This is a genomic window from Tibeticola sp. (genome assembly GCF_022759015.1).
In the GTDB taxonomy this organism is placed as follows: Bacteria; Pseudomonadota; Gammaproteobacteria; order Burkholderiales; family Burkholderiaceae_C; genus Tibeticola; species Tibeticola sediminis.
In genome coordinates, this window is the sequence record NZ_JAEMQB010000118.1 from 1 (window position 1) to 10,904 (window position 10,904).

A 10,904-nucleotide genomic window follows, 5' to 3' on the forward strand; every position below is an offset into this window, starting at 1 on the left:
CCGTTTTCACGGGCGACGGCCTCGACCGTCTCCATGAACTCCAGATGCTCGCGCTGCGCGTTGTTGACGAGCGCCACCGTGGGTTGCGCCCACGCGGCGAGTTGGGCGATTTCGCCAGGGTGGTTCATGCCGAGTTCGACCACGGCGACGCGATGGCCCTCGCGCAAGCGCAGCAGCGTGAGCGGCACACCGATTTCGTTGTTGAGGTTGCCTTGCGTGGCCAGCGCTGCGTCGCCCACCCAAGCGCGCAGGATGGACGCAATCATCTGCGTCACCGTGGTCTTGCCGTTGCTGCCCGTCACAGCGATCAGCGGCAGGTCGAACTGCGCGCGCCACGCCTGGGCCAGCTGGCCGAGCGCCACTCGGGTGTCGGGAACGAGCAAACCGGCAAGGCCCGATGCGCGCAGCGCGGCTTCGCTCTCGAAGTTGCAGAGGGCCGCCACGGCACCCTGCGCGCGGGCCTGATCGAGGAAGGCAGCGCCGTCGAAGCGCTCACCCTTGAGCGCGACGAAGCAGTCGCCCGCTGCGAGGGTGCGGGTGTCGGTGTGCACGCGCTGGGGGCGCAGCGACCCGTCGCCGACGAGGCGGCTGCCCGGAATCCAGGCCAGGGCTTCTTTCAGGGTCATCATGGCTGAGCTGGAATTCATGCGGGGGTGCCAACGCTGGTCGCACGACGGCGCTCGAGCGCCGCGAGGGCCTCGGCCCGATCCGAAAACGGCCGCCGCACACCGGCGACCTCCTGATACGTCTCGTGGCCCTTGCCGGCCAGCAGCACCACGTCCGCCGCCGCCGCGTGATCCAAGGCATACGCGATGGCGCGGGCGCGATCGGGCTCGACGGCTGCGGGGGCATGCGCCATGCCCGCGAGAATCTGGGCCAGGATCGCCTCGGGGTCCTCCGAGCGCGGGTTGTCGCTGGTGAGGACGACGGCATCGGCCAGGCGCTCGGCAATGGCGCCCATCAGCGGGCGTTTGCCCGGATCGCGGTCGCCGCCACAGCCAAACACACACCACAAGCGACCGCCACGCTGCACGGCAAGGCCCCGCAAGGCGGCAAGAACCTGTTCGAGCGCGTCCGGCGTGTGCGCATAGTCGACGACGACCAGCGGCTCGCCCGCACCACCAAGGCGCTCCATGCGCCCCGGAACGGGCTGCAGCGCCGAGCACGCCTGCACGGCCGCGTCGAGCGGATGGCCGAGCGCGCGCAAGCAACCCAGCACGACGAGCAGATTCGCCGCGTTGTAGTCGCCGATCAGCCCAGTCTGCACGGCATGCGCCGTCCCGCCCTCGAGCACTTCGAAGCTCAAACCCTCGCCCGTCGGGGAAAGCCGGTAACCCATGCCGCGGGCGCGCAGGCGCGCGGATGACGCGGTGCCGACCGTCCAGACATCCAGGCGACCGGCGAGCGCCTCGGCCAGCTCGGCACCCTTGGGGTCGTCGACAAAAATGACCGCGGCGCGCAGCCCTGGCCAGTCGAACAAGGACCGCTTGGCCTGCCAATAGGCCTCCATGGTCCCGTGGTAGTCGAGATGGTCTTGCGTGAAATTCGTGAAGGCTGCGATCGCGATGCGCGTGCCATCGAGCCGGTGCTCGGCAAGGCCGATCGAAGACGCTTCCATGGCGCAGACGCGCACGCCTCGTTCGACGAACGAGCCGAGCGTTTGCGCGAGCAGCACCGGGTCGGGCGTGGTCAGCCCGTTGTGCTTGAGCGTGGGCAGGATTCCGGTACCCAAAGTGCCGATGACCCCGCATGAATGGGCAGTTTCTTGCTGTAGTTTTGAGAGTGCTTGGGCAATCCACCAAGTGCTCGAGGTTTTGCCGTTGGTGCCGGTCACCGCGACGACGTCGAGGCGCTCCGAGGGCCGCCCGTACCACAGCGAGGCAATCGGCCCGGCCAGAGCTTTGAGGCCCGGCACGGCGGCCACGTCGTCCCCGTCGCAGTCGAAGCGCTCTGCGCCTTCGCGCTCGACCAGGCATGCCCGCGCGCCCGACTGCCGCGCGGCACCGACGTAGGCCCGCGCATCCACCGCCGCACCCGGCCAGGCCACGAACGCGTCGCCCGGCCGAACCGCACGGCTGTCGCTGCACAGGCCGCGCACGTCGCGCGTGCGCAACCAGTCGACGACTGCTTGGGGGGTTTGGAGAACGCGCATCAGAACGACTCCTCCGCGGCGTCGACGACGATCTGCGGCTGCACCGCCATGTCCGGCGGCACGTTCATCAGGCGCAGCGTCTGCTGCACGACTTCGCTGAATACGGGCGCGGCCACCACGCCCCCGTAAAACTCGCCGTTGCTCGGCTCGTCGATCATCACCGCGACGATCACCCGTGGCTGCTCGATCGGCGCCATGCCGGTGAACCAGGCGCGATAGCGATTGGTCGCATAACCCTTGCCGACCTGTTTGCGCGCCGTGCCGGATTTTCCGCCCACGGAATAACCCACGGTCTGCGCCTTCTGTCCGGTGCCTCCAGGACCGGCCGCCATTTGCAGCATCTTGCGCACGGCCGCGGCCGTCTGTGCGGAGAACACCTTGACCCCATGCACGGGCTCGTTGCGCTTGATCATGGTCGCGGGCAGCACTTCACCGTCATGGGCGAAGGCCGTGTAGGAGTGCGCCATCTGGAACAGCGAAGCCGAAAGACCGTAGCCATAGGACATGGTGGCCTGCTCGACGGGCTTCCAGCTTTTCCAGGGGCGCAGCCGACCCGCGGCGGCACCGGGAAACTCGATCTGCGGTTTTTGACCGTAGCCCAAGGAAACAAAGGTGTCCCACATCTCGCGCGGGCTCATGCGCTGCGCGATCTTGAGCGCGCCGACGTTGCTCGACTTCTGGATCACGCCCTCGACGGTCAAGGTCCCGTAGTTGTGCGTGTCGTTGATCGTGAAGCCCCCGATCTGATAGCGGCCCGGAGACGTCTCGATCAGGGTCTGGGGGGTGACCCGGCCCGCTTCGAGCGCCATGGCGACGGTGATCGGCTTCATGGTCGAGCCGGGTTCGAACACATCGGTCAAGGCGCGGTTGCGCAACTGCTCGCCCGAGAGGTTTTGCCGCCGATCGGGCTGGTAACTCGGGTAGTTCGCGAGTGCCAAGACCTCGCCCGTGCGCGCATCGAGCACCACGACGCTGCCGGCTTTGGCCTTGTGCGCCAACACGGCGTCGCGCAGCTTTTGGTAGGCGAAGAATTGAACCTTGCTGTCGATGCTGAGCTGCAGATCGCGCCCATCGACCGGCGGCACCTGCTCGCCCACGTCCTCGACCACACGACCGAGCCGGTCCTTGATGACGCGGCGGGACCCAGGGCGGCCGGCGAGTTCGCGGTCGAACAGCAGCTCCATCCCTTCCTGGCCCTGATTTTCGACGTTGGTGAAACCCACGATGTGGGCGGCCGCTTCGCCCTCGGGGTACATCCGTTTGTAGTCCCGGCGCTGGTAGACGCCTTTGATCCCGAGCGCGGCGATTTCGCGCGCGACCGACTCGTCGACCTGCCGCTTGAGCCAGACGAAGGTCTTGTCCTCGTCGGCCAGGCGCCGCTGCAACTCGTCGAACGGCATTTCGAGCAAACGCGCGAGCGCACGCAGCCGCTCCGGATCACGATCCACGTCCTCGGGGATCGCCCAGATGCTCTGGGCAGACACGCTGGAAGCCAGCAGCAGTCCATTGCGGTCGAGTATGCGACCCCGGTTGGCCGGCAACTCCAGGGTGCGGGCATACCGGACCTCGCCCTGACGCAAGAAAAACGCGTTGTTCCAGACCTGCACGTACGCCGCCCGAACGGCGAGCGCGCCAAAGCCCAGCGCGAGCGAGGCCACGATGAACTTGCTGCGCCAGGCCGGTGTCTTGCCCGCCAGCAAAGGACTGGCGGCGTAGGCCACACTGCCGCCCCTCATCGCTGAGCCTCCGATGCCACGGCCGCCGGCACCGCGACGTACTGGGTGATCGCGGGTGTCGCCGTGCGCATGCCCAGTCGTTCCCGCGCGAGCCGCTCCACCCGCAAGGGGGTCGCCTGAGCGCGACGTTCGACTTCGAGCCTTTGGCGCTCGCTCGCAAGCGCCCGGGCCTGCGCCTGCGCCTGCTCGAGTTCGACGAACAAATGCCGCGAGGCCGCCTGGACATGTACGACGTAGAGCGCGCTGGCCACCACCGACAGCAGGAGGACGAGGTTGAGCCGCGTCATGTCGCCACCTTCTCGGCCACGCGCATCACGGCGCTGCGCGCGCGCGGGTTGGCCTGGATCTCGGCCTCGCTCGGCCGCACGCGCCCGAGCGCCTTGAGCGGCAGCGCCTTGGGCGGCGCAAATGGCAGGCGTCGGTCGACGGTCTCGCGCGCATGCGCCGCGATGAATCGCTTGACGATGCGGTCTTCCAGCGAATGAAAGGCAATCACCACGAGCCGCCCACCGGGCCGGAGCACCTTCAACGCCGCGGCAAGCGCCGCGTCGAGGGATTCGAGCTCCCGGTTGATGAAAATCCGTAGAGCTTGAAAGGTGCGCGTGGCCGGGTTTTGTCCGGCTTCCCGGGTCTTGACCGCACCAGCCACGACCCCGACGAGGTCGGTCGTGGTGCGCACAGGCTGTCCGCTGTCGCGGCGAGCCACAATCGCCTTTGCAATCGGCAGAGCAAACCGTTCTTCGCCATAGTCACGAATCACCTCCGCAATTTCCCGAACCGACGCCACCGCGAGCCAGTCGGCCACACTCGGGCCGCGGGTCGGGTCCATCCGCATGTCCAAAGGGCCCTCGAAACGAAAAGAAAAACCCCTTTCGGGGCTGTCGATCTGCGGGGAGCTGACCCCAAGATCGAGCAGGACCCCATCCACGCTTTCCGGGGGCAGCTGCGCCAGATCGCTGAAATTGGCATGCCGGATCGAAAACCGCGGGTCGCTGAACTCGGCGGCGGCCGCCACCGCTTGCGGATCCTGGTCGAACGCGAGGACGCGGCCTTCCGGAGCGAGCTTGGCGAGGATGCGACGCGTGTGACCGCCGCGGCCGAAGGTTCCATCGACATAAACCCCCAGAGGGTTCGTCACGAGCGCATCGACTGCCTCTTCGAGCAGCACGGTGGTGTGGGCAAGGTCCGTCATGCCTGGCCCCTCAGAACGAGAAGTCCTTGAAGACGTCGGGCATCTCGGCCTTCATCGCCTCGGCTTCCTGCGCCTCATAGGTCGCCTGATCCCAAAGCTCGAAGTGGTTGCCCATGCCCAGCAAAACGACGTCGCGACTGATCCCGGCCGCCTTGCGCAGCTCGGGAGAAATCAGCACCCGCCCGGTGCCATCGAGTTCGACGTCGAGTGCGTTTCCCAGAAAGATCCGCTTCCACCATTGGGCCGACATGGGCAAAGCCGCGATCCGCTCACGGAAGCGCTCCCACTCCGGCCGCGGGAACAGCATCAAACACCCATGCGGATGCTTCGTCACGGTCAAGGCGCCCTGGGCCGTTGCGTGCAGGACCTCGCGGTGCCGGGTGGGCACCGATAGCCGGCCTTTCGCATCCAGACACAACGCTGACGCCCCTTGAAACACGCTGATCCCTCGTTGAGCCATCGGCGGTCGGACCGCTTTTGGCACTTTCTACCACTTCATTGCACTTTTTTGCACTGTAGCAGGAACGCTAGAGCATGCAAAGACGTGTTGCAACAAAATCTTGCAGGGAAATCAATCACTTAGAGCCGACTTTTCGGCCGAAGCCGCTCAAAAACCATTCGCCAGCATAGACTTGGCGCACGCTCCGAAAGTGGGCTGTGAAGTCCTGGCAAGGAACAAGCCGGCGGCGGGAGCGTGACTTCCTTCACGACTGACCCGCTCGTCGGTGGTGAAGCCGAGCGGTCTAGGGCGTCGGGGGAATCGAGCGTGGGAAAGGGCCTACCCCGAGAATGCGGCCGCTGCGGAGGTGCGACACCGGTGCGTCGTACAGCCCGGCAAGCGCTCCCCGGGCGAGCGCCCGGACGCGCTCAGCGTGGGCTCAATCGACGCGCGTGGAGATTTGGGCCACGTCCGCAATGCCCAGCAGGCGGAAGAAGCCTGCGACCAGGCGATGGACCTGCTCGAAATGCACCGACCGGCCTTGCGCTTGCTGCTCGCTGAGCCAGTTGAGCAGTTCACCCGCTGCAGCGAAGTCAACCCGAGCCAACGCCCGGCAAGAAATGACGGGAAGTTCGGCCCCCTCCAGACGTTCGGCGAGCGTGCGCACCGTCGCCGAGATGTCCCCGACCAGCTCACCGCTGAGTTCGACCGCGGCGGGCCGGAGCAGCCCCGATTGGAGGCTGCTGGCTCCAAAATCCATGGGTTCGAACCCTGGCCGCGGAGGAGCCGTCGCAGCCGCGTCTTCTGCGAGCCCGATGAAGGTGTTCGCTCCTTCTTCGACCACACCTTCGGCGTTGATGCGGCGGTACCGCCCGCGCGGCGCCTCCCAGGAGGGCGGCGAAACCTCATACGTCACGCAGTAGTCGAGTGCAGCCAGTTCGAACTCGTCGGCCCGACCCATGGCGCGCAACAGCGACAGGCGGACATGCCACCAGCGGGCGTCGATGGACCGGTCGCCCGAAGGAGCCGCAGCCGCCAGCAACTCGAGCAAGCCGTCGGCACCGACCATATGCACCTCGACCGGCTCGGCGGCCCAGTCGGAAAACAACAGATGCAGGCTCGGGAGAGCGTCGGGTTCGATCGACTGCAGCGGCGACCAGTCGAGCCGCCAGGGTTGTGCGGTTTTTTCGAGCCGCTGGCGCAAGCCCATCACGGCCGCCGCATTCAAGCGCGCGGGGCTGCTCCAATGCAGCGCGGCACTTCCCGAGCCGGGCTGGGCTACCCGTCGGCTCTGGGCCAAGCCCGGCATCGACCACCACTGCGGCGCCGAGCGTTGGAACTGGCTTGCAAAATCGAGCGCCGCAAGCTCGAAGCGCTCTTGCTGCCCAGTCGCGCGGTAGAGGTCGAACAGCGTCATCCAGGCTTCGATCGGGTCGCGTTCGGCGCTCTCTCGTCCCAGCAGGTCGAGCAATGTGGCCTCTGCACCTGGCACATCCCCTCCGGCAAAGCGGATGTATACCTCTTCCATCTCCGGGTCGTGGGCGACCTCGTGGACTTCGATCGCGCCGGACTCGGTCGACGCGAACGTGTTCGTGCCCGGCGCAGCGGCAGGCTGGGGGCTCGTGCCACCCGAGGGCTCCAGACCGGGAGCAGAACTTGCCGCTGGGGCTCGTGCTGGCGCGCGAGCCGCCTGCGCTGCAGCGGCGGCCAGCGGGGCCGCAATCGTCGTCGCCTGCGCAGCGGCAGGCGACACCGGCGCCTCCGGGTGGCGAGAAAAAACGGTTCTCGTCACCGACGAAACCGAGTCCAGGGAGCCGTCGCGCGCCTTGGTTTTCCACCACTGCATCGACATCTGCGCTTCGATTTCGTCGATTTTTTTCAGGGTGTTGGCGCGCTCGGCCTGATTGGACGGCAGGCTGCTTTGGAAGAAAGACGCCCGCTCCACGGGCATGGCGCCTTGCACCTGCTCGCGCCGGCGGATCTTGCGCAGCATGTCGAACTCACGGCGACGCACGAAGTCGTTGCGCTTCTTGCGCTCCATCATCTCTTTGAGCATGAGCTGGCTGTGGCCGCTTGGCTCAAACGTCGATGCCTGGTCGAGGTCGGCCCAGTCCGTCGTCGGGTTGCGGACGAACTTCACCACTTTGGCGAGTAGGCTGCGCTTATCCTCTTTGGCCATGATGCTCGCCAGTGTCGCACGGTTGAGGCGGTTTGGGCATGCTCGCAAACACCATTTTCCGCCAACAGGTTCACGGACTTGGGCGCTCAGTCGCCAAACATCTTTTGCCGCAGTTCGCGGCGCTGCTGCGCCTCGAGCGACAACGTCGCGGTCGGACGGGCGAGCAGGCGGCCAACGCCGATGGGCTCGCCGGTTTCGTCGCAATAGCCGTAGTCACCCGAGTCGATCCGGGCGATCGACTGGTCGATTTTCTTGAGCAGCTTGCGCTCGCGGTCGCGCGTGCGCAGTTCGAGCGCGTGTTCTTCTTCGATCGTGGCGCGGTCCGCCGGATCGGGCACGACGACGGTGTCCTCGCGCAGATGTTCCGTGGTCTCGCCGGCGTTGTTGAGAATGTCGGCTTTGAGACGCTGCAGTTTGAGCCGGAAGAAGGCGAGCTGCGTCGGATTCATGTACTCCTCGTCCGGCATCGCGAGGATATCGTCGTCGGTCAGTTCCTCGACGGGTTTGATCTTCCAGTTGTTGGCGCGTTTCGGGTCTTTCTTCAGCGCCGCGGAATTCGGCGCTGCAGGCAGGGTAGCAATCGGCATGGTGTGGTCGTAAGAGGCCTTGGCCGCGGTCGAGGCGACGGCCTGGGCCATGGATGGAACGGTCATCTGGGCCAGCCGCGCCCCCCGGGTCACCCGGGTTCGCGGCGGCGTGGCGACGGGAGCGGCTGGAGCCGAAACCGCCGGTGCAGGCTTGGCGGGCACTGCGGCACGGGCTTGCTCAGGCGCGGGCGTGGCTTTTTTGGCCACAGTCGTCGTCTGAGTTTTCCGGGGTGCCGGCGCTGGAGCTGGAGCCGGCTTTGGGGCCGCCGATGCAGCCTTCGACGGCGCGGCGGGTGCCCCGACTTTGACTTTGGCTTTGGCTGGGCTGACCGAAGCTTTCTTGGCGGGCTCGGCTGCGGCGGGTGCCGCGGCTTTGGCCTTGGCCTTTTTCACCGGGGCATCGACCTTCGGGCTGGCCTTGGATTCCGCACGGGCTTTGGCGGTTGCGCTTTTCACAGCGGGTCTCCTCTTATCAATGGGCTCCGCGTCGGCAATAGCGGGGGGTTCGGCCGGCGCCGGCGCCGAATCGGCGCGCGATTGTATCGGCTTCCCCCAGGCCAGCCCCATGAGTTGCAGAATCGAGACAAACATGGTGCGTGGGTTTCAGAAAACGTTGCGGATCAGCCCACCAGGCTTTGGTTCAGACCTTGCACGAGGATGTCGCGCGGCAGGTCGATGCCGATGAACACCATCTTGCTCACGCGCGGCTCGCCCTCGGCCCACTTCGGCCCGAGGTCGCTGCCCATGAGCTGGTGCACGCCCTGGAAGATCACCTTGCGGTCAGTGCCGGCCATGTGCAGCACCCCTTTGTAGCGCAGCATGCGCGGACCGTAGATGTTGACGATGGCGCCAAGGAAATCCTCGAGCTTGGCCGGGTCGAACGGGCGCTCGGCGCGGTAGACGAAGCTCTTGACGTCGTCGTCGTGATGGTGGTGATGCAGGTGGCTGCAGTGCTCGCCGGGCGCGTGGTCGTGGTCGCAGTGGGCGTGGTCGTGACCCGCGTCTTCCTTGAGGAAGTCCGGGTCGATGTCGAGTTTGGTGTTGAGATTGAAGCCGCGCAGGTCGAAGACGGAAGCGATCGGCACCTCGCCAAAGTGCACCACGCTTTGCGGGGCGCGCGGGTTCATGTGGGTGAGCCGGTGCTGCAACGCAGCGAGTTCGTCCGGGCTCACGAGATCCGCCTTGCTGATGAAGATGCGGTCGGCAAAACCCACCTGGCGTCGTGCCTCCTGCCGCTCATCGAGTTGCTGCTGCGCGTGCTTGGCGTCGACGAGCGTGAGGATGGCGTCGAGCAGATAGCTCTCGGCGATCTCGTCGTCCATGAAGAAGGTCTGCGCGACCGGGCCGGGGTCGGCGAGGCCGGTGGTTTCGATCACCACGCGCTCGAAGTCGAGTTCGCCACGGCGCTTTTTCTGCGCGAGGTCCTGCAGCGTGGTGCGCAAGTCTTCGCGGATGGTGCAGCAGATGCAGCCATTGCTCATCTGGATGATCTGCTCCTGCGTGTCGGTCACGAGGATGTCGTTGTCGATGTTTTCCTCGCCGAATTCGTTTTCGATCACGGCGATTTTCTGGCCGTGTGCCTCGGTGAGCACGCGCTTGAGCAGCGTGGTCTTGCCCGAGCCGAGAAAGCCGGTGAGGATGGTGGCGGGAATCAGTGCCATACGGTGAGGCCTCGAGTCATGGAAAGCAATGCGGCTGCGCGGCGCGCGAGCGGGGCGACAGTGTAGCCGCGCGGTCGGCAGCGCACCGTGACCACTCTACATGAGGTGTCAAGCCCGGATTTCAATCCTTTTTTGATAGCACGATATGTCCATTTAGCGCTGGGTTTTCGGGATATTTTCCTGAAAACAGGGCTCAAAGCGGCTGGCGCAGCACCACCAGCCCCTTGAGGTAGTCGCCCTCGGGGAAAAACAGGGTGGCCGAGTGGTCCGGGGCGGCGGCAAGCCGCTCGGTGATGGCGCCATCCACACCGGCGTCGATGCCCGCGCCGGCGACGATCTTGTGGAACAGGCCGGCGTCGATGCCGCCCGAGCACGAGAACGTGAACAGCTCGCCGCCGGGCGCGAGCAGCTTGAGCGCCAGGCGGTTGATGTCTTTGTACGCACGCGCGGCGCGTTCGGCGTGGGCGGCCGTCGGCGCGAACTTCGGCGGGTCGAGAATGATGGCGTCGAAACGCTCGCCCGCGTCCAGAAAACGCCGCAGCGAGGCGTTGACGTCGGCATCGAGAAACTGCGCGCGCGCCGCATCAAAGCCGTTGAGCGCGACATGCGCGCGGGCGCGCTCGAGCGCAGGCGCCGAGGAGTCGATGGACACCACCTCGGCAGCGCCGCCGGCCAGCGCGGCCACGCTGAAGCCACCGGTGTAGCAATAGCAGTTGAGCACGCGCACGAAGCCGCGGCGCCGCGTGTGCATGGCAAAACGCGCGCGGTTGTCGCGCTGGTCGAGATAAAAGCCCGTCTTGTGGCCCTGCGCGATGTCCACCGTGAGGCGCCAGTCGTGCTCGCGGATGGTCACTTCGGTCTCGCCGCTGCCGCGCAGCCAGCCCACGGACTCCGCGAGCCCCTCGAGCGTGCGCACGCTGGCGTCCGAGCGTTCGTACAGGCGCGGGCAGCCGGTCAG

General features: G+C 66.4%; 10 protein-coding genes. All 10 read right to left on the reverse strand.

From position 1 onward, the window contains the following. Positions 1–629 (reverse strand): UDP-N-acetylmuramoyl-tripeptide--D-alanyl-D-alanine ligase (locus JHC36_RS07485; protein ID WP_287917794.1); only part of this gene is annotated, 629 nt, incomplete at its 3' end. A gap of 14 nt (positions 630–643) precedes the next feature. Continuing rightward, positions 644–2,152, reverse strand: coding sequence for a UDP-N-acetylmuramoyl-L-alanyl-D-glutamate--2,6-diaminopimelate ligase (locus JHC36_RS07490; RefSeq protein WP_287917797.1), 1,509 nt, complete (start codon positions 2,150–2,152; stop codon positions 644–646). Further along, positions 2,152–3,888 (reverse strand): peptidoglycan D,D-transpeptidase FtsI family protein, encoded by a 1,737-nt coding sequence (locus JHC36_RS07495; protein ID WP_124222403.1) that lies wholly within the window; start codon positions 3,886–3,888, stop codon positions 2,152–2,154. Before JHC36_RS07495 ends, JHC36_RS07490 begins: the two co-directional genes overlap by 1 nt. Then, positions 3,885–4,175 (reverse strand): cell division protein FtsL, encoded by a 291-nt coding sequence (gene ftsL, locus JHC36_RS07500; RefSeq protein WP_124222405.1) that lies wholly within the window; start codon positions 4,173–4,175, stop codon positions 3,885–3,887. Before ftsL ends, JHC36_RS07495 begins: the two co-directional genes overlap by 4 nt. Next, positions 4,172–5,080 carry a 16S rRNA (cytosine(1402)-N(4))-methyltransferase RsmH gene (gene rsmH, locus JHC36_RS07505; RefSeq protein WP_287917802.1) on the reverse strand — a complete coding sequence of 303 codons (909 nt, stop codon included), beginning with the start codon at positions 5,078–5,080 and terminating at the stop codon, positions 4,172–4,174. The genes ftsL and rsmH overlap by 4 nt, the downstream gene beginning before the upstream one ends. Positions 5,081–5,090: 10 nt before the next feature. Continuing rightward, the gene (gene mraZ, locus JHC36_RS07510; RefSeq protein WP_124222409.1) at positions 5,091–5,519 is read right to left on the reverse strand and encodes a division/cell wall cluster transcriptional repressor MraZ; all 429 of its coding nucleotides are present in this window, start codon (positions 5,517–5,519) and stop codon (positions 5,091–5,093) included. 439 nt (positions 5,520–5,958) lie between these two features. Beyond that, positions 5,959–7,698: an STAS domain-containing protein gene (locus tag JHC36_RS07515; protein WP_287917807.1), complete on the reverse strand. Its 1,740-nt coding sequence runs from the start codon at positions 7,696–7,698 to the stop codon at positions 5,959–5,961. 86 nt (positions 7,699–7,784) lie between these two features. Next, on the reverse strand, positions 7,785–8,741 hold the full coding sequence (gene dksA / locus JHC36_RS07520; protein WP_353846128.1) for an RNA polymerase-binding protein DksA: 957 nt from the start codon (positions 8,739–8,741) through the stop codon (positions 7,785–7,787). Between the two features lie 164 nt (positions 8,742–8,905). Then, positions 8,906–9,946 carry a CobW family GTP-binding protein gene (locus tag JHC36_RS07525; protein WP_287917810.1) on the reverse strand — a complete coding sequence of 347 codons (1,041 nt, stop codon included), beginning with the start codon at positions 9,944–9,946 and terminating at the stop codon, positions 8,906–8,908. Between the two features lie 193 nt (positions 9,947–10,139). Beyond that, a partial coding sequence (locus JHC36_RS07530) for a class I SAM-dependent rRNA methyltransferase (RefSeq protein WP_287917813.1) occupies positions 10,140–10,904 on the reverse strand: 765 nt, incomplete at its 5' end.